General features: G+C 62.3%; 36 protein-coding genes and 1 tRNA gene. 17 read left to right on the forward strand and 20 right to left on the reverse strand.

Annotated features, from left to right (window positions below):
• Nucleotides 1-21: 21 nt before the first annotated feature.
• The gene (locus tag FJU11_RS13530) at nt 22-699 is read right to left on the reverse strand and encodes an alpha/beta hydrolase (protein WP_141167600.1); all 678 of its coding nucleotides are present in this window, start codon (nt 697-699) and stop codon (nt 22-24) included.
• A gap of 240 nt (nt 700-939) precedes the next feature.
• On the opposite strand from FJU11_RS13530, the gene FJU11_RS13535 reads away from it, so the two are divergent.
• The 9 genes from FJU11_RS13535 to sufA all read left to right on the forward strand — a co-directional run bounded on the left by FJU11_RS13535 (nt 940) and on the right by sufA (nt 9,140).
• Complete coding sequence (locus FJU11_RS13535; RefSeq protein ID WP_141167601.1) at nt 940-2,115, forward strand: cysteine desulfurase family protein; 1,176 nt, start codon at nt 940-942, stop codon at nt 2,113-2,115.
• A 159-nt stretch (nt 2,116-2,274) separates the two neighbouring features.
• Nucleotides 2,275-3,795 carry a Fe-S cluster assembly protein SufB gene (gene sufB, locus FJU11_RS13540; protein WP_141167602.1) on the forward strand — a complete coding sequence of 507 codons (1,521 nt, stop codon included), beginning with the start codon at nt 2,275-2,277 and terminating at the stop codon, nt 3,793-3,795.
• Nucleotides 3,796-3,992: 197 nt separating this feature from the next.
• Entirely contained in the window at nt 3,993-4,316 is a 324-nt protein-coding gene (locus tag FJU11_RS13545; RefSeq protein WP_235891030.1) for a GIY-YIG nuclease family protein, read from the forward strand.
• A gap of 265 nt (nt 4,317-4,581) precedes the next feature.
• On the forward strand, nt 4,582-5,340 hold the full coding sequence (gene sufC, locus FJU11_RS13550) for a Fe-S cluster assembly ATPase SufC (protein WP_141167604.1): 759 nt from the start codon (nt 4,582-4,584) through the stop codon (nt 5,338-5,340).
• Nucleotides 5,341-5,353: 13 nt separating this feature from the next.
• Nucleotides 5,354-6,643: a Fe-S cluster assembly protein SufD gene (sufD, locus tag FJU11_RS13555; RefSeq protein ID WP_141167605.1), complete on the forward strand. Its 1,290-nt coding sequence runs from the start codon at nt 5,354-5,356 to the stop codon at nt 6,641-6,643.
• A complete protein-coding gene (locus FJU11_RS13560) occupies nt 6,636-7,025 on the forward strand; it encodes a VOC family protein (RefSeq protein ID WP_141167606.1) in 390 nt (129 codons plus the stop codon). Before sufD ends, FJU11_RS13560 begins: the two co-directional genes overlap by 8 nt.
• A complete protein-coding gene (locus FJU11_RS13565; protein WP_141167607.1) occupies nt 7,018-8,262 on the forward strand; it encodes a cysteine desulfurase in 1,245 nt (414 codons plus the stop codon). The genes FJU11_RS13560 and FJU11_RS13565 overlap by 8 nt, the downstream gene beginning before the upstream one ends.
• A gap of 14 nt (nt 8,263-8,276) precedes the next feature.
• Entirely contained in the window at nt 8,277-8,657 is a 381-nt protein-coding gene (locus tag FJU11_RS13570) for an SUF system Fe-S cluster assembly protein (RefSeq protein ID WP_141167608.1), read from the forward strand.
• Nucleotides 8,658-8,744: 87 nt separating this feature from the next.
• Nucleotides 8,745-9,140, forward strand: coding sequence for a Fe-S cluster assembly scaffold SufA (gene sufA / locus FJU11_RS13575; RefSeq protein ID WP_141167609.1), 396 nt, complete (start codon nt 8,745-8,747; stop codon nt 9,138-9,140).
• Nucleotides 9,141-9,227: 87 nt separating this feature from the next.
• Here the strand turns inward: sufA and FJU11_RS13580 are convergent, their stop codons facing one another.
• Nucleotides 9,228-10,547 carry an MFS transporter gene (locus FJU11_RS13580; RefSeq protein WP_141167610.1) on the reverse strand — a complete coding sequence of 440 codons (1,320 nt, stop codon included), beginning with the start codon at nt 10,545-10,547 and terminating at the stop codon, nt 9,228-9,230.
• Nucleotides 10,548-10,918: 371 nt separating this feature from the next.
• Between FJU11_RS13580 and cyoA the strand changes: the two genes are divergently transcribed.
• From cyoA to FJU11_RS13605, 5 genes are read left to right on the forward strand one after another with little or no spacing between them, the layout of a single operon-like run.
• A complete protein-coding gene (gene cyoA / locus FJU11_RS13585; protein WP_141167611.1) occupies nt 10,919-12,124 on the forward strand; it encodes a ubiquinol oxidase subunit II in 1,206 nt (401 codons plus the stop codon).
• Between the two features lie 48 nt (nt 12,125-12,172).
• Nucleotides 12,173-14,176, forward strand: a complete 2,004-nt coding sequence (gene cyoB, locus FJU11_RS13590; RefSeq protein WP_141167612.1) for a cytochrome o ubiquinol oxidase subunit I — start codon at nt 12,173-12,175, stop codon at nt 14,174-14,176.
• 9 nt (nt 14,177-14,185) lie between these two features.
• Complete coding sequence (gene cyoC / locus FJU11_RS13595; RefSeq protein WP_141167613.1) at nt 14,186-14,809, forward strand: cytochrome o ubiquinol oxidase subunit III; 624 nt, start codon at nt 14,186-14,188, stop codon at nt 14,807-14,809.
• Nucleotides 14,806-15,216, forward strand: coding sequence for a cytochrome o ubiquinol oxidase subunit IV (cyoD, locus tag FJU11_RS13600; protein WP_141167614.1), 411 nt, complete (start codon nt 14,806-14,808; stop codon nt 15,214-15,216). The genes cyoC and cyoD overlap by 4 nt, the downstream gene beginning before the upstream one ends.
• 36 nt (nt 15,217-15,252) lie before the next feature.
• Nucleotides 15,253-16,026, forward strand: coding sequence for an SURF1 family protein (locus FJU11_RS13605; protein ID WP_141167615.1), 774 nt, complete (start codon nt 15,253-15,255; stop codon nt 16,024-16,026).
• Nucleotides 16,027-16,109: 83 nt separating this feature from the next.
• Here the strand turns inward: FJU11_RS13605 and dps are convergent, their stop codons facing one another.
• Entirely contained in the window at nt 16,110-16,607 is a 498-nt protein-coding gene (dps, locus tag FJU11_RS13610; RefSeq protein ID WP_141167616.1) for a DNA starvation/stationary phase protection protein Dps, read from the reverse strand.
• Between the two features lie 251 nt (nt 16,608-16,858).
• On the opposite strand from dps, the gene FJU11_RS13615 reads away from it, so the two are divergent.
• A tRNA-Val gene (locus FJU11_RS13615) sits at nt 16,859-16,933 on the forward strand.
• 19 nt (nt 16,934-16,952) lie between these two features.
• On the opposite strand, the gene FJU11_RS13620 is transcribed toward FJU11_RS13615, so the two are convergent.
• The 17 genes from FJU11_RS13620 to FJU11_RS13700 form a co-directional block, all read right to left on the reverse strand.
• Entirely contained in the window at nt 16,953-17,813 is an 861-nt protein-coding gene (locus FJU11_RS13620) for a tyrosine-type recombinase/integrase (RefSeq protein ID WP_181408187.1), read from the reverse strand.
• Nucleotides 17,814-17,896: 83 nt separating this feature from the next.
• Nucleotides 17,897-18,154 (reverse strand): helix-turn-helix domain-containing protein, encoded by a 258-nt coding sequence (locus FJU11_RS13625; protein ID WP_141167618.1) that lies wholly within the window; start codon nt 18,152-18,154, stop codon nt 17,897-17,899.
• Between the two features lie 5 nt (nt 18,155-18,159).
• The gene (locus FJU11_RS13630; protein ID WP_141167619.1) at nt 18,160-18,459 is read right to left on the reverse strand and encodes a hypothetical protein; all 300 of its coding nucleotides are present in this window, start codon (nt 18,457-18,459) and stop codon (nt 18,160-18,162) included.
• Nucleotides 18,449-19,180, reverse strand: a complete 732-nt coding sequence (locus tag FJU11_RS13635; protein WP_141167620.1) for a hypothetical protein — start codon at nt 19,178-19,180, stop codon at nt 18,449-18,451. The genes FJU11_RS13630 and FJU11_RS13635 overlap by 11 nt, the downstream gene beginning before the upstream one ends.
• Nucleotides 19,177-19,944, reverse strand: a complete 768-nt coding sequence (locus FJU11_RS13640) for a hypothetical protein (RefSeq protein WP_141167621.1) — start codon at nt 19,942-19,944, stop codon at nt 19,177-19,179. Before FJU11_RS13640 ends, FJU11_RS13635 begins: the two co-directional genes overlap by 4 nt.
• On the reverse strand, nt 19,941-20,132 hold the full coding sequence (locus FJU11_RS13645) for a hypothetical protein (RefSeq protein ID WP_141167622.1): 192 nt from the start codon (nt 20,130-20,132) through the stop codon (nt 19,941-19,943). Before FJU11_RS13645 ends, FJU11_RS13640 begins: the two co-directional genes overlap by 4 nt.
• 240 nt (nt 20,133-20,372) lie before the next feature.
• Nucleotides 20,373-20,768: a DUF1364 domain-containing protein gene (locus tag FJU11_RS13650; RefSeq protein ID WP_141167623.1), complete on the reverse strand. Its 396-nt coding sequence runs from the start codon at nt 20,766-20,768 to the stop codon at nt 20,373-20,375.
• Complete coding sequence (locus FJU11_RS13655) at nt 20,768-20,995, reverse strand: hypothetical protein (protein ID WP_141167624.1); 228 nt, start codon at nt 20,993-20,995, stop codon at nt 20,768-20,770. Before FJU11_RS13655 ends, FJU11_RS13650 begins: the two co-directional genes overlap by 1 nt.
• Complete coding sequence (locus FJU11_RS13660) at nt 20,992-21,399, reverse strand: hypothetical protein (protein ID WP_235891031.1); 408 nt, start codon at nt 21,397-21,399, stop codon at nt 20,992-20,994. Before FJU11_RS13660 ends, FJU11_RS13655 begins: the two co-directional genes overlap by 4 nt.
• Before the next feature lie 40 nt (nt 21,400-21,439).
• A complete protein-coding gene (locus FJU11_RS13665; protein WP_141167626.1) occupies nt 21,440-22,144 on the reverse strand; it encodes an RAD52 family DNA repair protein in 705 nt (234 codons plus the stop codon).
• Nucleotides 22,144-22,644: a siphovirus Gp157 family protein gene (locus tag FJU11_RS13670; protein WP_141167627.1), complete on the reverse strand. Its 501-nt coding sequence runs from the start codon at nt 22,642-22,644 to the stop codon at nt 22,144-22,146. Before FJU11_RS13670 ends, FJU11_RS13665 begins: the two co-directional genes overlap by 1 nt.
• A 229-nt stretch (nt 22,645-22,873) precedes the next feature.
• Nucleotides 22,874-23,119: a hypothetical protein gene (locus FJU11_RS13675; RefSeq protein WP_141167628.1), complete on the reverse strand. Its 246-nt coding sequence runs from the start codon at nt 23,117-23,119 to the stop codon at nt 22,874-22,876.
• Nucleotides 23,116-23,427 (reverse strand): hypothetical protein, encoded by a 312-nt coding sequence (locus FJU11_RS13680; protein ID WP_141167629.1) that lies wholly within the window; start codon nt 23,425-23,427, stop codon nt 23,116-23,118. The genes FJU11_RS13675 and FJU11_RS13680 overlap by 4 nt, the downstream gene beginning before the upstream one ends.
• 38 nt (nt 23,428-23,465) lie before the next feature.
• Nucleotides 23,466-23,738 carry a hypothetical protein gene (locus FJU11_RS13685; protein WP_141167630.1) on the reverse strand — a complete coding sequence of 91 codons (273 nt, stop codon included), beginning with the start codon at nt 23,736-23,738 and terminating at the stop codon, nt 23,466-23,468.
• 3 nt (nt 23,739-23,741) lie between these two features.
• Nucleotides 23,742-23,963 carry a hypothetical protein gene (locus FJU11_RS13690; RefSeq protein ID WP_141167631.1) on the reverse strand — a complete coding sequence of 74 codons (222 nt, stop codon included), beginning with the start codon at nt 23,961-23,963 and terminating at the stop codon, nt 23,742-23,744.
• Between the two features lie 34 nt (nt 23,964-23,997).
• Nucleotides 23,998-24,183 (reverse strand): hypothetical protein, encoded by a 186-nt coding sequence (locus FJU11_RS13695; RefSeq protein WP_141167632.1) that lies wholly within the window; start codon nt 24,181-24,183, stop codon nt 23,998-24,000.
• A 32-nt stretch (nt 24,184-24,215) separates the two neighbouring features.
• Entirely contained in the window at nt 24,216-24,881 is a 666-nt protein-coding gene (locus FJU11_RS13700; protein ID WP_181408188.1) for a beta clamp domain-containing protein, read from the reverse strand.
• A gap of 185 nt (nt 24,882-25,066) precedes the next feature.
• Here FJU11_RS13700 and FJU11_RS13705 point away from each other — a divergent pair, with 185 nt between their 5' ends.
• Together FJU11_RS13705 and FJU11_RS13710 are read left to right on the forward strand one after the other, a co-directional pair.
• On the forward strand, nt 25,067-25,306 hold the full coding sequence (locus tag FJU11_RS13705; RefSeq protein WP_141167634.1) for a hypothetical protein: 240 nt from the start codon (nt 25,067-25,069) through the stop codon (nt 25,304-25,306).
• On the forward strand, nt 25,303-25,632 hold the full coding sequence (locus FJU11_RS13710; RefSeq protein ID WP_141167635.1) for a hypothetical protein: 330 nt from the start codon (nt 25,303-25,305) through the stop codon (nt 25,630-25,632). Before FJU11_RS13705 ends, FJU11_RS13710 begins: the two co-directional genes overlap by 4 nt.
• Nucleotides 25,633-26,141: the final 509 nt, after the last annotated feature.

Here is a 26,141-nt window from a genome sequence, read left to right on the forward strand (position 1 = left end):
CTGCGGCAAACCCCAGGGGTTTCAGCGAAGCCGCTTGGCTTCCGGTTCCGGGACGAGTTCGCCCTGAAGCCGGCGGTCGACGTAGTCGGAGCATTCCTCCATCAGCGTGTCCACCTGATCGGTGAAGAAGTGGTTCGCGCCTGGCATCGTCTTCTGCGTGATGACGATGCCCTTTTGCAGTTTCAGCTTGTCGACAAGCACCTGAACGTCCTTGGGCGGTGCGACGCGGTCGGCATCGCCGTGGATGATCAGTCCGGACGAAGGGCAGGGCGCGAGGAACGAGAAGTCGTAGGTGTTCGGCTGCGGGGCGAGCGACAGGAAACCCTCGATCTCCGGGCGGCGCATGAGAAGCTGCATGCCGATCCAGGCGCCGAAGGAATAGCCCGCGACCCAGCAGCCCTTCGAATCGGGATGCAGGCTCTGCACCCAGTCGAGTGCGCCGGCCGCATCGGACAATTCGCCCGCGCCATGGTCGAATTCGCCCTGGCTGCGTCCGATACCGCGGAAATTGAAGCGCAGCGTCGTAAAACCGCGCTGCTGGAACATGTAGAAGAGCTGGTAGATGATCTGATTGTTCATCGTACCGCCGAAGCGCGGATGCGGGTGCAGGACGACCGCGATCGGCGCGTTCTTGTCCTTCGAAGGCTGGTAGCGGCCTTCGAGACGGCCGGCGGGTCCGTTGAAAATGACTTCGGGCATAAAGTCTCCGTTACGCGTGACGGTTTGGCGCGACCGGGCATGACGGGCAACGAAGGCGGCGTTCCGTGATCTTGACGGCGCCGCGTGCCCTTCCTAAAACCCAGTTTAGAATTATTCGAAACTACGGGATCTCGTCCGCGTTTCGCGACCACGGGTCCTTAAGGCAAGCCGGCCCGAAAATACAAGAAAAATGCGCGGCAACGGACCCTCCGCCGGGTAGATGTATCGAAAGTGCGATCGATGACCGCCGAAAGGATCTATCTCGACTGGAACGCGACGGCGCCACTGCGTGCAGAAGCGCGTCGGGCGACGCTGGATGCGCTCGATATGCAGGGCAATCCGTCCTCGGTTCATCGCGAAGGGCGTGCGGCACGAGGCGTGATCGATCGTGCCAGACGCCAGATCGCCGCGCTCGTCGATGCCGATCCGGCGCATGTCGTGTTCACGAGTGGTGCCAGCGAGGCGGCCGCCCACGTGCTTACGCCCGATTTCCGCATGGGGAAAAGTCCGCTTGCGGTTTCGCACCTTTATGTGAGCGCAACCGAGCATCCGTGCGTGCTTGCCGGCGGCCGCTTTACGCCGCAAGCCGTGACGTCGGTGCCCGTCGGGGCGGACGGCATCCTGGATCTGGCGGCACTCGACCGATTTCTGGCACATCACGACGTCTCGCAAGGTCTGCCGATGATCGCCGTGCAACTCGCCAACAACGAGACCGGCATCGTCCAGCCGATCGCGAAGATCGCCGAGATCGTCAAGAAGGCGCGGGGCTTGCTCGTGGTCGACGCGGTCCAGGCTGCCGGTCGGCTGCCCGTTTCGCTCCATACGCTTGGTGCCGACTTCCTTTTCCTGTCCTCCCATAAGATCGGCGGACCGAAGGGGGCGGGCGCGCTCGTTTCGGCCGGCGAGATCATGATGCCGGCGCCGCTCGTCACCGGCGGCGGGCAGGAGAAGGGTCATCGGGCAGGCACCGAGAACCTTCCGGCGATCGCCGGGTTCGGCACCGCCGCCGAGGCCGCGCTCGGCGAAGTCGAGGAGTACGAGGCGACCGTCGGCGCGCTGCGCGACGTGCTGGAAGCGGGCCTGCGCACGATGGCGTCGGATATCGCGATCGTCGGCGGGCAAGGCCCGCGGGTCGCCAACACAACCTTTTTCACGCTGCCGGGCATGAAGGGCGAGACGGCACAGATCGCCTTCGACCTCGATGGTGTCTGTCTGTCTTCCGGTTCGGCCTGTTCGTCCGGCAAGGTCGGTCCGAGCCACGTACTGGATGCGATGGGGCTCGATGCCGAAACCGGCGGACTGCGTGTCAGCCTCGGGCCCACTACGACGATGGCCGACGTCGAGCGGTTCCTGGCGGTCTTCTCGCGATTCGCCGAGCGTGGCGGCTACGCGAAACGCGGCGAGGCGGCCGCCTGAGGGGCCGGTAAGCGCCTTTTCGTACGGGAAAACCGATCTCTGACCGCTATGGCGGGATGAAAAGAAGAGTTTGCGAGACTACATAAACGGCAAGGCTTCGAGCCACCGGAATCGTGACGCATTGAAAGCCGGCCTCGCCGGCGGAATACGGAGAGCGCCATGCCTGCAGTGCAGGAAACCATCGACCGGGTCCGTCAGATCGACGTCGACCAGTACAAATACGGCTTCGAGACGCTCATCGAGTCCGACATGGCTCCCAAGGGGCTGAACGAGGATATCATCCGCTTCATCTCGGCCAAGAAGGAAGAGCCGCAGTGGATGCTCGATTGGCGGCTGAAGGCCTTCGAGCGCTGGAAGACCATGACCGAGCCGAGCTGGGCGCGGGTCGACTACCCGAAGATCGACTTCCAGGACATCCATTACTACGCCGCACCGAAGACGGCCGCCGGGCCGAAGTCGCTCGACGAGGTCGATCCCGAACTTCTCGCGACCTACGAGAAGCTCGGCATTCCGCTCAAGGAGCAGGAAGTGCTGGCCGGCGTGCGCAACCCGGACGAGCCGAGCGCGCTCGATGCCGACGAGGACACGCCGTCGAGCGGTCGTCAGGTCGCCGTCGATGCCGTCTTCGATTCGGTTTCGGTCGTGACGACCTTCAAGAAGAAGCTCGCCGAGGCGGGCGTCATCTTCTGCTCGATCTCCGAGGCGATCCGCGAGCATCCCGAACTCGTCCAGAAATATCTGGGCTCGGTCGTGCCGACGTCGGATAATTACTATGCGTCGCTGAATTCCGCGGTCTTCACGGACGGCTCCTTCGTCTTCGTGCCGAAGGGCGTGCGCTGCCCGATGGAGCTTTCGACCTATTTCCGCATCAACGAGAAGAACACCGGGCAGTTCGAGCGCACGCTGATCATCGCGGAGGAGGGCGCCTACGTCTCCTACCTCGAAGGCTGCACGGCGCCCCAGCGCGACGAGAACCAGCTTCATGCGGCGGTCGTCGAACTGGTCGCGCTCGACGATGCGCAGATCAAGTATTCGACGGTGCAGAACTGGTACCCGGGCGATTCCACCGGCAAGGGCGGCATCTACAACTTCGTGACCAAGCGCGGCGATTGCCGCGGGAAGAATTCGAAGATCTCGTGGACGCAGGTCGAGACCGGCTCGGCGATCACCTGGAAGTACCCGTCCTGCATTCTGCGCGGCGACAATTCGCGCGGCGAGTTCTACTCGATTGCCGTCTCGAACGGCTATCAGCAGATCGATTCCGGCACCAAGATGCTGCATCTCGGCAAGAACACGTCGAGCCGCATCATCTCGAAGGGCATTTCGGCGGGCAACTCGTCGAACACCTATCGCGGCCAGGTCTCGAGTCACCGAAAGGCTTCGAACGCACGCAACTTCACGCAGTGCGATTCGCTTCTGATCGGCGACCAGTGCGGCGCGCACACCGTGCCCTACATCGAGGCGAAGAACACGACCTCGCAGTTCGAGCACGAGGCGACGACCTCGAAAATCTCCGAGGACCAGCTCTTCTATTGCATGCAGCGCGGCATTCCCGAGGAGGAGGCGATCGCCCTCATCGTCAACGGCTTCGTGAAGGAAGTCATTCAGGAACTCCCGATGGAGTTCGCCGTCGAGGCGCAGAAGCTGATCAACATCTCGCTGGAAGGGAGTGTCGGGTAAGTCGCATCACCCTATCGGGCCGTCATCCTCGGGCTTGACCCGAGGATCTGACGACCAGGAGGCGTGCCGGCCGGAAGGCAAACGGCGGCGGCATAACGGACACCCGCTACGCCAGTCGCACCGAGATGGGGGTTGGATCCTCGGGTCAAGCCCGAGGATGACGTTCGAGGGGTAAGGGGTTGAGTGGCTACGTCTACATGATGTCGGACAAGCCACGTGGCGTCATCTACACCGGCGTTAGCAGTGACATCCACGGGCGTGTTTGGGACCACGGGAACGCGGTACAGAAAGGTTTCACATCGGCGTACAAAGCCAAGAACCTCGTCTGGCTCGAGCGCCATCCGAACATCGTTCTGGCGATCCAACGCGAGAAATCTTTGAAGCGATATCGGCGGGACTGGAAGATAACGTTGATCGAGAAGTTGAACCCGAGCTGGCTGGATCTCTACGAACGGATCGACGAGATCGACAATCCGTACCAACCGCACGCAAACACGCAGATGGTAGACGACTACGAATGAGCGACTGCACCCACCACTCTATCGTCATCCTCGGGCTTGACCCGAGGATCTAACGACATGGTGGCGTGCTGGCTGGAACGCTGACCGCAGCGGCATACTGGACACCTGCTACGCCGGTCGTACCGAAATGGGGTTGGATCCTCGGGTCAAGCCCGAGAATGACGCCCGAAAGGGTTACGGACCGACGCCCGGTCGGAACGACGAGAACAACGAGCATAACGGTCCGCCAACACGGCATCGGACCAATGGACACAGGGAAAGCGAAATGCTGGAAATCAAGAACCTGCACGCGCGCATTGCCGAGGATGGCACCGAGATCCTGCGCGGGCTCAATCTTTCGATTGCAGCCGGCGAGGTGGCCGCGATCATGGGGCCGAACGGCTCGGGCAAGTCGACGCTCTCCTACGTGCTCGCCGGCCGCGAGGACTACGAGGTGACGGAAGGCGAGGTCTGGTACAAGGGCGAGAACATCCTCGAACTCGATCCGGCCGAACGCGCCGCAAAGGGGCTCTTCCTCGCTTTCCAGTACCCGGTCGAGATCCCGGGCGTGGCGACGATGCAGTTCCTGAAGACCGCGCTCAACGAGCAGAAGAAGGCGCGTGGCGAGGCGGAACTGACGACGCCGGAGTTCATGCGGCAGGTCAAGCAGGCCGCCGGCGAACTGAAGATCAACCCGGACATGTTGAAACGGCCGCTGAACGTCGGCTTTTCGGGCGGCGAGAAGAAGCGCGCCGAGATCCTGCAGATGGCACTGCTCGCACCGCAACTCTGCCTTCTGGACGAGACGGATTCCGGTCTCGACATCGACGCGCTGAAGATCGTCGCCGACGGCGTGAACGCGCTGCGTTCGCCGGAGCGCGCCATGGTCGTCATCACGCACTACCAGCGCTTGCTCGACTACATCGTGCCGGACACGGTGCACGTGCTCTATCGCGGCCAGGTCGTGCAGACGGGTGACAAGGATCTCGCGCGCGAGCTCGAGCGGAACGGCTATGCCGATCTGATCGAGCAGCACGCGGCGTAAGGAAGGCTTGGCGATGAGCGATCACGCAGAAAAGAACGCACGGCCACCGGCAACGGCCGCCGAAACGTCGGTCTTCGATTCCTACGACGCGCGCATCGACGCGCTTCCCGGATCGTCAGCCGTACGCCGCATGCGCGACCGGCTGATGAGTGAGCTGCAGGATCAGCGCCTGCCGCATCGACGCATGGAAGCGTGGCATTACACGGACTTGCGCACGTTGCTGAAGGCTGTACCCGAGGCGTTCGGCACGGGCGGTGAAGCAAAGGGCGTCGCGCCTTTGGTCGACGGATCGAACGTGCTGACCGTCAATAACGGCGAGGCAAGCGTTGAAGGTGCGCCCGAGGGCGTTTCGGTCTCGCGCTTCGCGGACCGTCTGAACGACGAATCGGTCGTCGAGTTTCTGGCCGCGCAAGGGCCGGAGGATGCAGTCTCCCGCATCAACGGGGCCTTCGTTTCCGACGGGCTCGTCGTCGACGTCGCGCCGGGCACGGTGCTCGATGCGCCGCTGGAGATCCAGGCCGTCCACAGTACGGGCCAGGCGCATACGCGCTTTCCCGTGACCATCGGCAAGGGTGCGAAGGGCTCGATCGTCGAGCGTCAGTGCGCAAGCGGCGAGGGTGCCGCGTTCACGAGCTCCATCACCGACCTGACGGTCGGCGACGATGCCGAGATCGACTGGATCATCCTGCAGGAGCAGGGCGACGCCGATACGCATCTGGCGCGTGTCAATCTGCGTCTCGGCGCCAATGCCAAGCTGATGCTCTACGTCGTCAATGCCGGCGGCAAGCTCGTGCGTCAGGAGGTTCGTGCCGTCGTCGAAGGCGAGGGATCGGACTTCAAGCTGCGCGGCATCAACCTCCTCGGCGGCGAGAGCCATACGGACGTGACGATGGTGCTCGACCACACCGTACCGTCGACGACCTCGACGGAAGTCCTGCGCAACGTCGTCTTCGGCAAGGCGCACGGCGTCTTCCAGGGTCAGATCCGCGTTGCGCAGGCCGCCCAGCAGACCGATGCGCAGATGGCGTGCAACACGCTTCTCCTTTCCGACGATGCCGACTTCTCGGCCAAGCCGGAACTCGAGATCTTCGCCGACGACGTTCAGTGCGGCCACGGCGCGACGGTCGCAGACATCGACAAGAACCACCTGTTCTACCTGATGTCGCGCGGCATACCGGCGGCGCGTGCCCGCGGCATGCTCGTCTATGCCTTCCTCGCCGAAGTGGTGGAGGAACTGGACGACGAGCGGCTCGTGCCGGCGCTGGAGTCGGTCATCGCCGAATGGCTCCGGGCCAATGGCTGACCTTCCGGTCGCGCTCGACCATTGCGTCATCCACGTTTCCGACTGGGAACGGGCACGGGCGTTCTACGTCGAGGTGATCGGGGCCGAGGCCATCCCGCGCGGCAAGGGTTATGCCTTCCGCATCGGCGATCGCCAGCTGAACGTGCACGGGCCCGGCGTCGAAGCCGAGCCGGTCGCGCTCTTTCCGGTGGAGCCCGGCAACAGCGACCTGTGCTTTCGCTGGGAAGGGCCGATCGAGGACGCGCTGACCCATCTGGAACGCTGCAGCGTGCCGATCGAGCTCGGTCCCGTCGACCGGCACGGCGCGCTCGGCGAGGGCACGAGCGTCTATTTCCGCGATCCGGACGGGTCGCTCATGGAGTTCATCAGCTATCATGGATGACAGGGTTCAAACGGCGACGGGCTACGACGTCGAGGCGATCCGGCGGGATTTCCCGATCCTGCAGCGCACCGTCTACGACAAGCCGCTCGTCTATCTCGACAACGGTGCGTCCGCACAGAAGCCACAGGCCGTGCTCGACGCGATCATGAAGAGCTACACGGAGGAATATTCCAACGTCCATCGCGGGCTGCACTTCCTCTCCAATGCCGCGACGGATGCCTACGAGGGTGCGCGCGAAAAGGTTCGCGGCTTCCTGAACGCCGGTTCGGCCGACGAGATCGTCTTCACCAAGAACACGACCGAGGCGATCAATGCGGTCGCGCATTCCTGGGGCATGCCGAACATCGGTGAGGGCGACGAGATCGCGCTGACGATCATGGAGCACCACTCCAACATCGTGCCGTGGCATTTCATCCGCGAGCGGCAGGGCGCCAAGCTGAACTGGATCGAGGTCGAGGAAGACGGCGGCTTCTCGATCGAAGCGTTCGAGCGTTCTTTGACCGAGCGCACCAAGCTCGTCGCCATCACGCACATGTCGAACGTTCTCGGTACCGTCGTTCCGGTGAAGGAAGTCTGCCGCATCGCGCACGAGCGCGGCATTCCCGTCCTCGTCGACGGCAGCCAGGGTGCCGTGCATCTTCCCGTCGACGTGCGCGACATCGATTGCGACTGGTACGTCTTCACCGGCCACAAGGTCTACGGACCGTCCGGCATCGGCGTGCTCTACGGCAAGTCCGAAATGCTGGATGCCATGCGGCCCTTCATGGGCGGCGGCGAAATGATCTTCGACGTGTCGGAGGACTCGGTCACCTACAACGATCCGCCGCAGCGCTTCGAGGCCGGCACGCCGCCGATCACGCAGGCGGTCGGGCTCGGTGCGGCGCTCGACTACATGCGGTCGGTCGGGCGCGAGGCGATCGCTGCGCATGAGGCGGATATCGTCAAGTACGCGCACGAGCAGCTTTCCGGCATTAACGCCATGCGTATCCTCGGCACCGCACCCGGCAAGGGCGCGATCGTGTCGTTTGAGCTCGAGGGCATCCACGCGCACGACGTCTCGATGGTCATCGACCGTTCGGGCGTGGCGGTGCGTGCCGGCACGCACTGCGCGAGCCCGCTTCTCAAGCGCTACGGCGTGACCTCGACTTGCCGCGCCTCCTTCGGGATGTACAATACGCGCAGCGAAGTCGATGCGCTGGCCACCGCATTGGACAAGGCCAGAAGCTTCTTTTCGTGAAGGAAACGAATGTCATGAGCGACGAAGCCGCTACAACCGAACAGGCGGAGACGACCGCGCACGCCGAATCGGCCATTCCCCGCGAGGAACTGGCGCGGATGACGGACGATATCGTCAGCGCGCTGAAGACCGTCTACGATCCGGAGATCCCGGCCGACATCTACGAACTCGGCCTGATCTACAAGATCGACATCGAGGACGATCGCTCGGTGAAAGTCGAAATGACGCTGACCGCGCCGGGCTGCCCGGTGGCCGGCGAAATGCCGGGCTGGGTGCAAAACGCCGTCAGTACCGTCGAGGGCGTTCAGGCGGTGGACGTCGACATGGTCTTCGATCCGCCGTGGACGCCGGATCGCATGTCCGAGGAAGCCCGCGTCGCGATCGGCTTCTACTGATCGTCGGAATGCACCTCGCGGTTGTTCCACGACCGCGCGTTTCCTACATTCGATCGAACGTTCGATTTCCGTACGAAGGAGCCGAAAATGGGTACTTTCGCCGTGATGACCATGACGGATGCCGCCGCCGAGCGCGTGCGCAGCATCGTCGACAATGCGGGCGAGGACGCCAGGGGCATCCGCGTCGGCATCAAGAAGGGCGGCTGCGCCGGCATGGAATATACGGTCGATCTCGTAAACGAACCGGACGCCAAGGACGACGTCATCGAGCATGAAGGCGCGACGGTCTACGTCGCACCGGAGGCGGTCCTGTTCTTGCTCGGCACGCAGATGGATTTCGAGGTGACGAAGCTGCGCGCCGGCTTCACCTTCAACAACCCGAACCAGACCTCGGCCTGCGGCTGCGGCGAATCGGTGGAACTGAAGCCGGCCGACCTTGCCGCGCTGGCGCGCGAGGAAGGCGCCGTCGTTCGTACCGACTAACCGAACGCCGTACGCACCAAATACGACGAATCAAAAGGGCCGCATCGTGCGGCCCTTTTGATTCCGATACCGGTTTTCGCTCGCTTCTCAGTCGTCGTGGAACTGACGATTGAAGTAGAGAGCGACCAGCGTGCAAATCGCACCGGAAAGCAGGTAGGCGCCGACGGCGATGAGGCCGAACCGGGCGCAAAGGCCGAGCGCCACCAGCGGCGCGAAACCGGCACCGATGAGCCAGGCCCAGTCGGAGGTCACCGCCGCACCGGTATAGCGGTGCACGCGCGAGAAGTTCGAGGCGAGGGCGCCGGACGCCTGTCCGAAGGAGAGGCCGAGAAGCGCAAAGCCCGCAAGCACGATCCCGTCCTCGTTGACGATGCCGCCCTTGAAGAAGAAGGGTGCGAGGAAGCTTCCGATGCCGATCAGTGCCGCGGTCACCGCGAGCAACGGCCGGCGGCCGATGCGATCGGCGAGCACGCCCGAAAGCAGGATCGTCACTGTGCTGATGATGGCACCGAGCAGCAGGACGAGCAGGAAGCGCACCGGCGAATGGTTCGTGTAGAGCACGACCCAACTGATCGGGAAGATGGTGACCAGGTGGAAGAGCGCATAGCTCGCAAGCGGCGTGAACGCGCCGAGCACGACCGTCGGTCCGTTGGAGCGCAGCGTGTCGCGAATGCGCGAGGGCTTCAATTCGTCGCGATCGAGCAGCGAACCGAACTCGGCGGTCGTCACCAGCCGCAGGCGCGCGAAGAGCGCCACCACGTTGATCGCGAAGGCGACGAAGAACGGATAGCGCCAGCCCCAGGTGATGAAATCCTCCGCCGGAAGCGCCCACATGATGTAGGCGAAGAGCGCGCAGGCGAGCACGAGGCCGATCGGCGCGCCGAGCTGGGCCATCATCGCGTACCAGCCGCGCTTGTTAGGCGGTGCGTTCAATGCGAGCAGCGAGGCGAGACCGTCCCAGGCGCCGCCGAGCGCGAGTCCCTGCAGGAAGCGAAGCACGCACAGGAACCAGACTGCGAAGAAACCGACGGCGTCGTAGCCCGGCAGGAACGCCATCGCAGCCGTCGAGAAGCCGAGCAGGAAGAGGGCGCTCGTCAGCTTCGCGCCGCGACCGTAGAGCCGGTCGATGCGCATGAAGAGCCACGAGCCGATCGGCCGGGCGACGAAGGCGAGCGAGAAGATCGCGAACGAATAGAGCGTGCCGGTCAGCGCGTCGTCCATCGGAAACAGGAAGCGCGGGAAGACGAGCACCGAGGCGAGGCCGAAAACGAAGAAGTCGAAGAATTCCGACGTGCGGCCGATGATCACGCCGAGCGCGATCTTGGAGGGTTTTACCCCCCGGTCCATGTGCTGGCTGCGTGCGTCGCGCTCGATCTGCGACGACATGCCTTCCGTGACGTTCGTCATGCTTGTTCCTCGATTCCTCTCGAACCGCTTTCACAGGCCGGTTCGGCCATCATCCTTATCGCCGATCGCGGCGCGGGCGTAGCCCCGAGTGCGAACCGCGTCAATCTTCCGCACTGCAAAAGACTTACCATTACGGTCCGCACCGAATAAATAGAGCATGACGCGACGCAGACCAAAGACGAAACGCCGTCGGCGAAAAACGGGTTGTCACACGAGCCCGATCGGTTAGGTAGGGCACCATGAACGCGATAGGCGCGATCCGATCGGTTTGCTCGCCATTTTGTATGTGAGACGGCGTGTCGCAGCGGTTTCGGGGTGGACGACGCGCCTTCGACGCCGAAGCCGGACTGGACAGTTCAGAGGTTGAACGGATGAAGAAAACACTCCGCGCGGGTCTGCCGCTCCTTGGCATTCTGCTCGGTTTGAGCGGCTGCGGTATGGTGGTGCTCGACCCGGCGGGTTATGTTGCGGCGCAACAGCGCGACCTCCTCGTCATCTCCGTCGTTCTGATGCTTCTGATCATCCTGCCGGTCATGGCGGCGACGGCCTATTTTGCGTGGAAGTATCGCCACGACAATCTCGAGGCCGACTACCAGCCCGACTGGCACCATTCGACGCAGCTCGAAGTGCTGATCTGGTCGGCGCCGCTGCTGATCATCATTGCCCTCGGCGCCATCACCTGGATCGGCACGCACACGCTCGATCCCTATCGCGAACTCACCCGAATCGAGCACGGCAAGGTGATTCCCCAGGATACGAAGGGGCTGAACGTCGAGGTCGTCTCGCTGAACTGGAAGTGGCTCTTCATCTATCCGGACCTCGGCATCGCGACCGTCAACGAGCTGGCCGCACCGGTCGACACGCCGATCGATTTCGACCTGACCTCTTCCGACATCATGAACTCGTTCTACATTCCCGCACTGGCGGGCCAGATCTACACGATGGCGGGGATGAAGACGCAGCTCCATGCGGTGATCAACAAGACCGGAACCTACAAGGGCTTTTCGGCGAACTATTCCGGTGCCGGCTTCTCCGGCATGAACTTCGCGTTCCACGGCATGAAGGAAGACGCGTTCAAGGAGTGGGTGCGCAAGGTGCAGGCCAAGGGCGACCGGCTGAGCCGCAAGGCGTATCTGAGCCTGCGCCAGCCGAGCGAGGACGTGCCGGTCAAGTATTACAGCGGTGTCGACAAGAACCTCTTCCACGACATCGTCAATCGCTGCGTGGAACAGTCGAAGGTCTGCATGAACGCGATGAAGCCGGGCGAGGCGGGCCCGAAGGAAACCGAACTCGGCAACGATCGCGAAAGCGTGGGCGCCAACCATGCCAACGGCAATCCGGCGCGTAGGAATGAGCCTTCGGCCAACGAGCCCGAGGGCAGCAAGTCGCGCAGCCAGAGCGCCGTGCCGAACACGCTGAAGCAGGAAAAGCGCGATGAGGGCGGGAGCCCCGGCGCGCACGCGACCCGCGAAGGCGACAATGGCGACGGCGCCGGCAACGCTTCCGGCTCGGGCGCGAACACGAATGGCGGTGGCGCCGAGAACGGCGGCACGAAGGAACCCGCTCCGACCGACTAGGCGCCCGGCGCCATCGGTCAGGAGTTCGCAAGAAAGCAGAGCAAAGCCATGTTTTCCAATACCGATTTCTGGAGCTTCATCTTCGGACGGCTTACCTGGGAGTCGATCCCGCACGAGCCGATCGTTCAAGTGACGTTCGCGGTCGTGACGCTCGGTGCGATCGCGGTGCTGGGTGCGATCACCTATTTCCGTCTGTGGGGCTATCTCTGGAAGGACTGGATCACCTCGATCGACCACAAGAAGATCGGCGTGATGTACATCATCCTCGGTCTCGTGATGCTGGTTCGCGGCTTTTCCGACGCCATCATGATGCGCGCCCAGCAGGCGATCGCCTTCGGTGACAATCAGGGCTATCTACCCGCGCATCACTACGACCAGATCTTCACCGCCCACGGCGTGATCATGATCTTCTTCGCGGCGATGCCGCTCATCGTCGGCGTGATGAACTTCGTCGTTCCGCTGCAGATCGGCGCGCGCGACGTCGCGTTTCCCTTCCTCAACAATTTCAGCTTCTGGATGACGGCCGCGGGCGCCGTCCTCATCATGCTTTCGCTCTTCCTCGGCGAGTTCGCCAAGACCGGTTGGCTCGCCTTTCCGCCGCTTTCGGAGGGGACCTACAGTCCGGGCGTCGGCGTGGACTACTATATCTGGGCGCTGCAGATCGCCGGTCTCGGCACGTTGCTGTCGGGCGTGAACCTCGTCGCGACCATCATCAAGATGCGCGCACCGGGCATGTCGATGATGAAGATCCCAATCTTCACCTGGACCGCGCTTTGCACGAACATCCTCATCGTCGCGGCGTTCCCGGTACTTACCGTCGTCCTCGCCATGCTGTCGCTCGACCGCTACGTCGGCACCCACTTCTTTACGAACGATGGGGGCGGCAACATGATGATGTACGTCAACCTCATCTGGATTTGGGGCCACCCGGAGGTCTACATCCTCATCCTGCCCGCCTTCGGCGTTTATTCCGAGGTGGTCGCGACCTTCTCGGGCAAGCGGCTCTTCGGCTACGTGTCGATGGTCTACGCGACGGCCGTCATCACGCTTCTGTCCTACCTCGTGTGGCTCCACCATTTCTTCACGATGGGCTCGGGCGCGGACGTCAACTCGTTCTTCGGCATCACGACGATGATCATCTCGATCCCGACGGGTGCGAAGATCTTCAACTGGCTCTTTACGATGTACAAGGGCCGCATCCGCTTCGAACTGCCGATGATGTGGACCATCGCCTTCATGTTGACCTTCGTCATCGGCGGGATGACGGGCGTCATGCTGGCGGTGCCGCCGGTGGATTTCGTCTTCCACAACTCGCTGTTCCTGGTGGCCCATTTCCACAATGTCATCATCGGCGGCGTGCTGTTCGGCATGTTCGCGGCAATCAACTTCTGGTTCCCGAAGGCCTTCGGCTTCAAGCTCGATCCGTTCTGGGGCAAGCTGTCCTTCTGGTTCTGGGTCACCGGCTTCTATTTCGCCTTCATGCCGCTCTACGTGCTCGGCCTGATGGGCGTGACGCGCCGGCTCAGGCACTTCGACGATCCGTCGCTGCAGATCTGGTTCGTCATCGCCGCCTTCGGTGCGCTTCTCATCGCGGCCGGCATCGCCTGCTTCTTCGTCCAGGTCTTCCAGAGCGTGCGCAAGCGCGAGGAACTGCGCGACGAGACGGGCGATCCGTGGAACGCACGGACGCTCGAATGGTCCACCTCCTCGCCGCCGCCGGAGTACAACTATGCCTTCACGCCCATGGTCCACGACCACGACGCCTGGTACGACATGAAAAACCGCGGTTACGAACGGCCGCTGGAAGATTTCCGGCCGATCCACATGCCGAAGAATTCCGGCACCGGCCCGATCCTCGCAGGTCTCTCGGTCGCCTTCGGCTTCGGCATGATCTGGTACATGTGGTGGCTCGCAGCGCTGTCGCTCGCAGCCATGGTCGTGGTCGCGATCGTCCACACCTTCAACTACGACCGGGACTACCACATCCCGGCCGAGGAGGTCGCCGCGACCGAGGAACGCCGTACGCGCTTGTTGGCGAAACAGCAGGCTTGAGGTAGACGAATGGCCGATCAGACGATGACCACCGCCGACAGCGAGAAGCCGATCTTCTACGTCGAGGACTACCACGCCCCCGGTAGCACGATGTTCGGCTTCTGGATCTACCTGATGAGCGATACGCTCATCTTCGCGGTCCTCTTCGCCACCTACGGCGTGCTCGGGCATGCCTATGCGGGCGGACCGACGCCGAAGGAGACGCTCGAACTACCGCTCGTCGCGCTGAACACGGCGATGCTGCTGCTTTCCTCCATCACCTATGGTTTCGCCATGCTGGAGATGGAACGCAACGACAAGACGAAGACGCTGCTGTGGCTCGCCGTCACCGGGCTCTTCGGCATCGCCTTCGTCGGCCTGGAACTGCATGAGTTCTCCGGGCTGATCGCTGAGGGCGCGGGGCCGTGGCGCAGCGCCTACCTGTCCTCGTTCTTCACGCTGGTCGGCACCCACGGCCTCCACGTCACGATCGGCATCATCTGGCTCGTCACGCTGATGGCGCAGGTCATGATCCACGGTCTCGGCGAAGACAACCGCCGCAGGCTGACCTGCCTCAGCCTCTTCTGGCACTTCCTCGACGTCATCTGGATCGGCGTGTTTTCCGTCGTCTATCTGCTTGGAGCTCTCGGATGAGTGCAGACACGCACATCGAACATCACGCCGACGGCCACCACGAAGGCGACGCCATAGGCCATGGCAGCCGCCGGGGCTACCTGATCGGCTTCGGACTGGCGGTCGTCTTGACCGTCATTCCCTTCTGGCTGGTCATGGGCAACGTCCTCGACAGTGCGCTTGCCACGGCCATTCTCGTCATGGCGCTGGCGCTCGTGCAGGTCGTCGTGCACATGATCTACTTTCTCCACGTCAACGCGCGTGCGGAAGGCGGCTGGAATATCATGGCGCTGATCTTCACGGTCATCCTCGTAGTGATCGCGATCAGCGGCTCGATCTGGGTCATGTTCCACCTCAACAACAACATGATGCCGCAGATGACCGGGCAGCAGATGCAGGGCGCCATGTCCGGCGGGAACGGTCAGTAGGCCGATCGCGCTCGGCGGTCCCGAAAAGGCGAAGACGTGAACGCCGAGGACGGTGACATCGACGCGCGCGCGATCCCGCCCGGCAGGCGGATCGCGCTCGCCGTCCTGCTGGTCGTGCTCTTTGCCGGCTTCCTCGCGCTCGGAACGTGGCAGGTCGAGCGGCGGACCTGGAAGCTGAACCTCATCGCGCGCGTTGATGCCCGCGTGCATGCCGCACCGGTTCCGGCACCGGGGCCCGAGGCCTGGCCGGACGTCACGGCGAAGAACGACGAATATCGCCGCGTCTCCCTTGAGGGCCATTTTCTCAACGACGAGGAAACGCCGGTCTACACCGCGAACGACAGCGGTCCGGGATACTGGATCGTGACGCCGTTCGAACGGCCGAACGGCACCTATGTGCTGGTCAACCGCGGCTTCGTCCCGAACGAGAAGAAGAAAGCCTCGAGCCGTCCGAAGGGCGAGATCGAAGGCGATACCCGTGTGGTCGGCCTGATGCGCATGAGCCAGCCGGGCGGCGCGTTCCTGCGATCGAACAAGCCGGCCGAGGGCCGCTGGTACTCGCGCGACGTCGAAGCGATCGCGAAGGCGAGGGGACTGCCGCGCGACAAAGTCGCACCGTATTTCGTCGATGCCGGTGCGGCGAAGAACCCCGGCGGCCTGCCGGTCGGCGGGCTGACGCGCATTCATTTCCGCAACGCCCATCTCGTCTACGCCCTGACCTGGTACACCCTGGCCCTGATGACGGCCGGCGCATTGGTCACCCTGTTCCGCGGGCGCCTGTTCGGGAAGCGCAAGACGATTTCCCCATAGACCCGATTGCGGCGTAGATAAAAAAGGCCCGGAATGCCTTTGCATCCGGGCCAGTCGATCAGGAGTCGGTCGACGTCTTTCGTTCAGCTCTGGAAATGGCTTTCGAGGAAATAAAGCGACTTGTCGAGGCCGCGGCCGACCTCGGTCAGGAGGTCTTCGGTCAGCGGATCGCCGGACTCGGAGGCTTCCTCAATGCCCTTTTCGACTTCGGCATTCCAGCGCGCATAGGCTTCTGAAAGCTGGCGCAGGTGATCCTCGGAATTGACGAGGTCGAGAGGGTAGGGCTCGAGAACGGTGTTCTCGCTCGCCGCCTGCACGGTGCCGTGCGCCTGGCCGCCGAGCGCCGTGAGACGTTCGGCGATCGTGTCGACGAACTCCTCGGTGACTTCGTGCAACTCGTCGAACAGCTTGTGAACGGCGATGAAGTTCATGCCCTTCACGTTCCAGTGCGCCTGCTTGGTCTGGTAGGTGATGTCGACGGCGGTCGCCAGATGCTTCTGCAGCAGCGCGACGTTCGACGCGCGCACGTTTTCGGCGATCGGGTTCTTGCTCTGGTGAAGCTTCGGTTTGGTCTTGGCCATGGTGAATGGTCCCTTCGATTGTCTTTCGTCGTTCGGTGGGACGGCGAAATGGTGTCGCGAAGCAACGAGGCTTCGCTCGCTCGATTGCGGTTTGTGAAACGCAAGGACCCCATGCCGGTTCCTTCGTGCGACCGTCGTTTCGGTGACGGACCGTCCACCGGAGGACGCGGAACCTGCGGCGACGGGCAAGTCCTTCTTGACGGCGCGAAGGTGCCCATCGTATAGGCCCGTTGTCCGCGCAAGGGGCGAGCGGGCGCGTAGCTCAGCGGGAGAGCACTGCCTTCACACGGCAGGGGTCCCTGGTTCGATCCCAGGCGCGCCCACCATTCCTTTTCAAGGACTTAGTCACGTCCGCCTTCGGGCGGCCTCTGGTTCATTTGAACCAATGTCCTCGAAATCCAACTCCAGCGCCGATGCTTCGGCCGCCAATGCGTTAGGCGAAAACCGTGCGTAAATGCGTTCGGTCGTCCGAGAATCGCTATGTCCGAGGTAGGCGGCGATCCGTTTCATGTCGCTGCCGGCCTCAGCCATCCACCGTGCGGCGCTGTGGCGAAACATGTGCGGCGTGACCTTCGCCATGCCGGCTTTCCTCGACGCCGTCGCCAGCCCTTTCTTGACTGACAGCACCGGCTCGCCCGCCCATTCGATCACATGACCGCTCAGCGCCGATTTGCGGGCCTCTACGAGCGCGGCGCGCACTGTCCGGTTCATAGGCACCACGGCGCGGCCCTTGCGCGTCCTGCCGTCTCTTGTGCCGTTCAGGTCGATGAGCCCGCGGACCATGTCGCACTGATCCCATTGCAGCTCGAGGAGGGCTTCCTTACGCGCGCCGGTCCCGATCGCCAGGATGATGAAGAGACGCACGTGCGGAGCGCTGGCATGCAGGCGCAGGGCCGCGACGTCCTTCTTCGTGAGCCACCGATCGCGCGGCGCCGGCTTCGACGGCATGTCGATGTAGGGAGCCTTCGAGATCCTGCCGCGCTTCTCGGCCCAGCCGAGCACGATTCGGAGGTGGTTCAGCTCCGTCCAGATCGTGCCTTCGGAGACCGCTCCTTTGCCGATCGTGCCACTGCGGCGGCCGGCGGTGTAGTCCTTGACCGTCTCATAGCCGATCGACTGCGGGACCCGCCGGCCGAACGTCGGCGCCAAGCGCTTCCACGAGTATTCCATGCGCTCGATGATCCGCTTGCGGGCGTTCTCGCGCACATAGGCTGCCCATAGATCGGCAACGGTCTGATCCGGTCGCGCGTCGATCCGTGCATTCAGCTCGTCGAGGACAGCCTGGGCTTCTACCTTGTCAGCCGTACCAAGCGAACGGCGCTGTCGTTTGCCCTCGACGTATCGGACGGCGCACCATCCTCCTCGGAGCTGCCCGAGACGGTATTCTGACATTCGATGAATTCCTCGACGGCGTCCTTCGGAATGCGCAACAGCTTGCCTCCGAAGCGGAAGGCGCGCAACTGGCCGGACGCGATCAGGTTTCGGACGTGCCGCTCGGAGCAGGCCATCTCGGCAGCGAGTGTGCGCGGTGTGTAGACGTCAGCCATCGCCTTCACCTCCCTCGGCCTTCGGCTTCGTCATAAGAGAACCCCGCCCGAACAAGGCGAGCGCAGTCCCTGACGACGACGGCATCTTCCGCGCACGGAGTCACGTCGGCTTCATGGTCAAGAGAATTGGCCACCTCCTCGATCACCTCCCGGCGAATGTCTTGGCGGGCGGCTTCAAGGATCTGCCGATGCTCCCGGGCGTTTACGGTTTGCTGCGGGCAGTCCCAATCCGTGCAGGGCTTGCCGATGCGGCGCATGGCACCGCATCTTGGCTTTGCGCATTTCTCCACCGTCTCACTCGTCATCGGTGCCGCCTCCCTTCTCCGGGGTGAGGGCGGCGGTAAAGACAAACCAATCCATTCCGGGTTCGGCGCAATCGCTATCGCCGTGGATCTCTGGATCGTATACTGTGCGCTCGATCAGGCCCATTTCCTCGGCCTTGTCCTGCACGTCGCCACCGTCCAGGCCGACACCTTCAAACGCGCTATTCTGGATGGCCCATCGCGCAAATTCAACCAGCACCTTCACGCGGGCTTCGGCGGCGCTGGCGCGGGCGTTCATGTGCCCGGTGTTGCGCAACATAATTGTTCGCTGCGCTTCCGCGTCTGCGATCGCTTCCGCCTTCTCCGCTTCTAGGCGGGCGATGGCTTGGTCTTTTGCCGCGATGCGGGTGGCGTCGGACTGGATGCGGTCGGCGGCCAACCAATGCAGGTTTAGGTGGCCCATGAGCGATCTATCTTTCTGATCCCGCAACTGCTCCACCAGCCCCTCCGCCCCCTCTGGCGAGAGAGAGGAGAGGGCGGCGCGGCGCTTTGCTTCTGCTATGATGCAGTTCGCGTGCTCGCCAATAGTCCCGGAGTATGAGCCGAACACATTTGATCTGTAGGTGTCGCTCCAGATTATTCTGGCTAGCTGCTCATCAGACCTAGACGAGCAATAAGCTGCCATCGTTGGGTATGCCTCAATACGCAAGCGGGGGTATTCAAACTCGTCACCGCCCGGCCAATACTCGATCGCATCCGTCATGGCCGATCTCCTTCGTGCGCGGCGAGGACGGCGGTAACGGCGATATCCGCATCACAAAGCAAATCGAAAAAGACGTCGTCGCCGAGCCCGGCCTTACGATACATGTCCAGAGCACGCTTCGCTTTCCGCAGCGCCTCCCGCACATCCTCGCCGCCTGCCGCTACGCCGGTGGGTGGGGTGGAGGCGTAAATCGGGCGATAGTCATACTCCGGTAGGCGCTCAAACGGGTTGGTTGCCTCCCCGGACGTGCACTGTTTCCACTCTTCGAAAGAGCCGTTCGGGCCGCCATATTTGAGCCGGCGCTGCCATCCTGCCACCAGCTCCTGCACCGCCTCCTCGTACACTCGGGACACGTCGTCATCCTCCGGCTCGACATCCTCCGCGCCCACTTGCGGAGCGGGGGATGCGGCGAGCATGGCGGGCCAACAAGCTTCTGCGGACACGCTCCCCACTATTTCGTAGCCTCCGTCGCAGGCGCCAGAATGCCGCGCGCGAGCGCCAGCAAGGAGCATCTCTGACGTCGGCTTTTCCGGCACGAGCTTCCACCCTGTCGCCACCGTACCGGGGCGGGATGCGCTGGCACGGTCGGCTAAGATGCCCTGCTCAACGACTTCTGCTATCTTTTCCCGGCCGACGATGCTGTGATCAAAGATGGAAAATTGAGGTAAATCTTCCCTCACCGGGTATTGGCAAACAATTCGCTTAGCCAAATCGCGCACGTCTGCCGGGATATCCGCCCCGGCCTGGGTGTCGGTCGTGGTCATTGGGGATGCTCCTCAAGGACGTTTCTGCCGCGATCCGTGATGATCCAGCGGGGAGGGTTCATGACGACTTCAGCAAGGCCCATCTTTCGACAACGCTGGCGGGCGCGGTCTTCCTTCCGATCCGGTGATGCTAAAGGCTGGCTGTCGCGTAGACGCCGCAAGAAATCGAGTTCGAGATCGTTGATCATTGGTCGGACTCCTTCAGGGCTTCGCGGCCGGCGGGCGTTGTTTCCCAGCGGCAGTCAAATTCGACTAGTCCGTGGATGCGAAGCCACTGCAAAGCTGACTGGACACTGATGCGCGGCACTCCCAACCGGTGAGCAATACGTCCGCTCTGAGCGGCATCATCGACGTGTTCAAGCACGCGCATTCGGATAGACGTCAGTCTCATCGCCTCGCCTCCATAATCATCCTGGTTGCCGCTTCGGTCATGGCTTCGCCCTCCGCAGATCATTGCGGCTGACGATCTTTCGGCTTGGCATGTTCGCTTTGCGCTTCGGCCGTGTCTTAGGCCGGTCCACGCTGACGCCGGCGACGATCATCATCCCGGTCTGCTGCCAGTAGCGTTGCGTCCGTTCGAGGGCGTCAAGCATGTAGCGGCCGGCATCCTTTTCCGGGATCTGATGGCGGTCGATCGCCTCGTGGCAGGCCGAGCAAGCAAAGCAAGCGTGCCAGTCATTCGACTTCGTCCCCATGCCGGATATGTGGCTTGGTAGATGGGCAAGGACGGTCGTCTCAGGATTGCCGTTGCAGATGCCGGGGATGCGGAGCGTGCACTGCATCCCGCGTGCGCTGTCTCGGAGCTTTTGAGAAATTGCGCCCATCACGCCGTCTCCCGCTCGACGTCTGCCCGCACGATGGCGCACAGATCGCGCTCCATGATCTCGACACGTAGTTGCTCGAGCTTTCGCAAGAGCCGGTCGCGTTGCTCGCGCTGCGTTTCTGTCTCTCGGCGTACATGCGCACGGACAGCATGGGTCTTTGCAGGTCGCATGGCGTATCCTCCGATAGCCGCAGGGATGAAGGGGAGGGAGAGGGCGAGCGTGATCATACTGCCGTTCCCAAAGCTTCCGGGGCGGTGAGAATGACGCCCTGCTGGCTGAAGTGCCGGTGCACGCCATCCAGGTAAGCCGTTTTCTGCTTCGAGGTCATGATGCTGGTGACCGGCATGTTCAGCGGCTCCTGCATGATCGCCAGCTTCGCTTCGTATGAGAGCGGACGGACGGCCTCGTCGTACTTCTCGCGGAACAGCTCGTTCTCTGCGCGCAGGATCGGAACACCGATCGTGAGCTTGCAGTAACCGCGCACTTCCTCCGGCGTCATGTCGCCAAGCTGCTCGGCGATCTCGTTGACCCACTGGCGCTGCAAGCGGTTCTGACGCGTCGAGCGCTTCCGCCCTTTCTCGATGTGAATGGTGAAGGGTAGAGACTGCGCCGCGATGAGGCGGTACAGCATCTTTCGATCCTGATCGGTCTCAACGCTTCGCGTAGGCATGTCAGCCGGCCTCCAATTCGCTTTGCAGCGTCTCGGGCAAGCCGTCTGCCATCTTGCGGACTTCGCTCGTCAGATCCGCGTTCCAGTCGTCTGGTAGCCTTTCGCGGAGAGCCTTGACCTCGGTGTCTTTGCACCAGCGTCGAAGCTCTTCACGCGACTTGCTGTGCCGCAGATCTTCCTGAAGCGTTTTGAACGTCTCGCGCGCATCTGCCTTGGACTGCTTGGGCGCCGACTTCTCTTTGGTGTAACCATTGCTACTGGCCGGTGCAGCGTTTTCGACGCCAACGTTTGCCCGGCTTTTGTCGTAAAGCGCGAGACCGAACGGGTTGCCGAATGTGCGTAGTGCTCGCTTCAAGGCATCCGTGACGGCCTCTTTCGTTGCGCTCTCGTAGGCGTCTCCGATCTGCTTTGCGAAACCGGAACCGTAGCCCGTATCCTCACGATGTATGCTGCCGACCGAGACTCCCACGCGGGCAATGAACGCCACGGCAAAATTGCCCTTTTCGTTCTGTGCAGGAGGATGACATTCGCTCATCTCAACGATGTGGTAGGACCAGCCATCAAAGCCGAAAATGCGGTTGGCTTCGCTTATGGCATGCCAGCCTTCGATGTAATCACCCTTCGGTCCGAACTGGCCCTTTGGCTTCTGGACGTGACCCGGATCGAGCTTAGCGTTCAAAGAGGCGATCTGTTCTTCGCTGAACATCACTTGACCCTCACCGATAGTGTTTCCTTGCCCATCATCAATTCAGCGCCGGGGATCTCGTCGCCCCTCTTGAGGGCGTCTCCAATGGCTTTCTTGTCGGCTTTGCGTTCGGTCTGGAAATAGCCCTGCGGCAGCTCGTCGATCGCGGTGACGTTCACCGACACGGACGGCTTGCGAATGGACAGCGTGGCCTCGGGCAGCGTCAGCTTGTCCAGGTTGGCGCGTTCCATGATCGACAGCATGAGAGCGCTGAACGCTTCCTCCTGGCGCCCGTACCGCTTGCTGCGCTCCATGATGGCGCCGGCCCGTTCTTTGGCCGCGTCATTCATGCCCCGCGCGCTCTGACGGCGATCCAGTAGCCGCTCCATGACGCGCGTTAGATCGGTCTCGCCATCGAGCATGTCGGCACGCAGCGTCTCGTCGTCCTCAAGCTCCGGGTACTGGTCCATGAGCCGATCGATCTCGGCTTTGAGGTAGCCAGCCTCCATGTGCGCGTTCATTGCGAAAGCCTTTCCTGGTTCATGCGCGCTCGAAACAGCGCGTCTTTAGCGTCGGCCCATGAGTGGTCGGAATATTTCCGGTAGCGCTCATATCGGTCAGCGCGGCCCTCGGCTCTGGCCTGTAGCGCCCACCGCCTGTATTCGTGGGCGCGTCGGCGGCTCCCGCGCAAAAGACCAAGCCATGCCTGGTATTCTTTGACAGCTTGCGGGATCTCGACATGAGCGTTCATCAGACGCGTGCCTCCGCCGTCTCGTAGGCCGCATGCCGCTCGATCCCGGCATGAGCGAGCACCATTGCCCCAAGCATAAGGATCGACCCGATCAGCACGGCGCTTGCGATGTAGTGGCGGGGAATGCTCAGACCTTCGCGGGTCTTCATCTCGCCCGTGACCCGAAAATCGGGCTCATGCGCCACAGTCTCGCGGGCGGCGTCACGTGCAGCGCGACCAGCGGCTTCGCTGATGGGGCAGATCATGCCGCCACCTCGTCGAGGTTTTCCTTCGGCAGAAGGCGGGTGGCACATTTGGCCTGGATCGTTGCGTAATCGCCGGCCGTGTCGACGCACCAAAGATGGTCATTCGCTACTGCGAGGACCTCCCAATAATGGCCCGCTACATCGACTTCATCACCAACGTGAAAGTTGGCACGTTCCATCGAGACAGCGTCGGCGGACACGAATACGTCGCTGAAACTGTCGGTAAGCTGGACACGGACCTTCTCGTCGAGAACGTATTCAACGGTTCCGGTCAGCGTCACACGATCGCCTTTGCGGTACTTGCTCATAGGTCATCCTCCATCCGCGCCATCGCGGCGCCGAGTTGCTAGGCGGCGCTGCGTTCGCGCCGAATCTCGTCCTGGTCGATGGGTTCCTGCATTGCGGCGCGCACAGAGGCGCAGATCGCGTCTTCGTCCTGCAGGTATTCAGGATCGCCGCCGGCATCGTCGATCTGCGTCGCCGCTGCATCCCGAATGCCGCAGAGGAAGTCCGCGAGTGCGATGCGCTGGCCGTCAGCGTCTTCGCCGGACGACAGCCGGCAGTAGCGACGGGCGATGCTGGCGATGCGCTTCTCGAACTCGGTGAGCGGGGCGTTCATGGCTCACGCCTCCCGTGCCGGCTTGGAAAGCTCTTTCGCTTTCGCTTTTGCCGCATCCTCGGTGTCGAACAGCAAGACAGTCTTGCCCTCGACAACATGAGCCCAGCATCCCCAACGAACGTTGCACTGAACGCCGAACATCGCTTCCAACGTTGTGGTGTTAATCCACTGGTGAGCGCGGTGTTTGTTGCCCTGAACGGAATTGCAGAAAACGGGCTTGCTCATTGCTCATATCTCCCGATGTGGGGGGTGAAGGGGTTCAGCGTTCATCGCGAAGATCGCGGAGCGCGTCGGGATCGGGCTGGCTCTCGCCCCACGGGCAGAAGCCGGCTTCGTCTTCGATCTCACAGGCTTCTGCCGAGTACGCGCCGCAGAATGGGCAGATGCCGGAACTGTCTTCGTCGGGCGACATGAGCTTCCATTCGTCATATCCGGGGATCGCCATCATCCGTGTCCTTTGCTGAGGGGGTGGAGGGGTCAGGCGGCAACCTTCTCGGCGGGCTGGTCCATGAACGGCGGCAAGGCCGCACGAACGTCGATCCTCATGGGCATCTGAATGCCGAAGATCTCTTCGACGCCGGTCCAACGGATCAGCGTCGGCGCGTGCTCGGCAGTTTGCTGAATGGCGATCCCGGGTACGGCGCCGCGAGTCTTGGCGAGCTCGGTGCCGATAAAACTCCATTCCTTGAGGTATGCAGGATTGAAGCCGGTGAACGAGCCGGGCGTACCGGAATACGACCCAGACGGGACGACGCCGCGCCAGTCGGGGTAAACACCATCGATCAGAACGTCGTATGCCGTCAGGATCGTTTCGCGGTTATCTTCCTGATCCTTGACCTTGGTGATTTCAGTGATGGTCGCGGATCGAGCATCAGCGTCGACCATCAGCTCGCGCCTCGCCCCCATCATCTTCGGATGCTTGCACTGCGCGAAAGAGAAGCGCGGCAGCTTTACGATTACCGGCTCAACACACTCCCCCTCGGGGTCGTGTGCGACGAGCATGCGGTGCCCGTCTGTTGCGACCATGATGCAGCCGCCGTTCGCTGCCGGCTCAATGTGCACGCCGTTCAGGTTGTAACGGGTGAAATCCCGACCCTGCACTGTGGCAACCAACCGGAAAAGGTTCGCATCCATTCTCACCATCTCGCTCTCCTCATCTGGGGCGGTGGCCCCGTTTGGCTGATGGGAATATGAAAGCATAACTTTCATTGGGCCGCAAGAAAAAAGAAAGTACAGCTTTCAAAAAGCTATTTTGGCGAGTGAGACTCGACTCAGTCTTCCGGTTGCGCTTCAATGAGAACGAAGCAGGAACATAAGGGAGGCGGGTGATGATCACCTATTACGTCGTGCAGGCTTTTAGGGCTGGGAAAAGGGGAGCATTGATCGCCGACGCCCCGGTCCGAGTTGCCAGCGCCGAGAACGCCAAGCGCGTGGCTGAGCGATTATCTCAAAGCAAGCAAGGCGTCGTCGCTTTCAGTCGGCAGGCCGAACCATCGACAGGCGATTATGAAGATGCCGTCGTGCTCGCCGAATATGGGGATCTGCCGGCAGAGGGGTCGGCAGCATGAAGGTAGAAGTCGCGAACCGAGAATGCGCGGAGTTCATCCTTGTCGCCCCAGTCGAGAAGCTGGAAGCCGTACGGCTGGCGAAGCATCGTATCCTAGAGACGATGGAGCGGAAGTTCCCAGGGTTCTCGTTCCACATCGTGCGGGCGACATCCCTGATGGACGAGCCACCGACCGAGTTTGAAGACGAATGGCTCGTCGTGCCTATGCTGGGGAGGCTGGAAGAGGCCGGCAGTCCGCTATGCGAGCGGCCGCCCGCGGCTTTGCTAGCGAAGATAAGGCTGGAATGCGATGCGATCGATCTGGAGCGCGCACGGTACGCGGCATGATGCCCGAGGGATGCTCCTCAAGGGGATCTCTTTGAAAGAGGAGTGAGCTAGCGGCGCGCTCGAAAAAGCCCGACGGTTGAGGGCGGGGCGGATGAATGCATCAGAAAATTGATTGGCGGCAAAAACTCAAGCGCGGTAACACATCACTGGAAGAGCGAGGTTTGAGTTGTCAATCCGGCATCATGAAACGAAGAGGCAATGGCTATCGGGGCTAGGAATAATCCTGACTGCATTAGTGTGCCTTTTCGGCTTCTGGAGGCTGGCTCCCGGCGCGACATTCTTGATAACCGCTATAGCACTTTTTGGGTTGGTGTTCTTCTTCTGGTTTCATGGCGAAGGCGGGCCGCGCTAGCGAATTTTGGGCGATATCACCTCTACTACCGTTCGCTTTTTGGGTACCCATGTATCGCCATCTCTGACTAGAGCGGAATCCGATCAGTTTGCATCGTATCCCATTGCGGCGAAGTAGTTGGCGCATTCGGTGGGTGTGAAGGTGCCGATGATTTCGC

This window comes from Pararhizobium mangrovi, assembly GCF_006516965.1.
In the GTDB taxonomy this organism is placed as follows: domain Bacteria; phylum Pseudomonadota; class Alphaproteobacteria; order Rhizobiales; family Rhizobiaceae; genus Pararhizobium_B; species Pararhizobium_B mangrovi.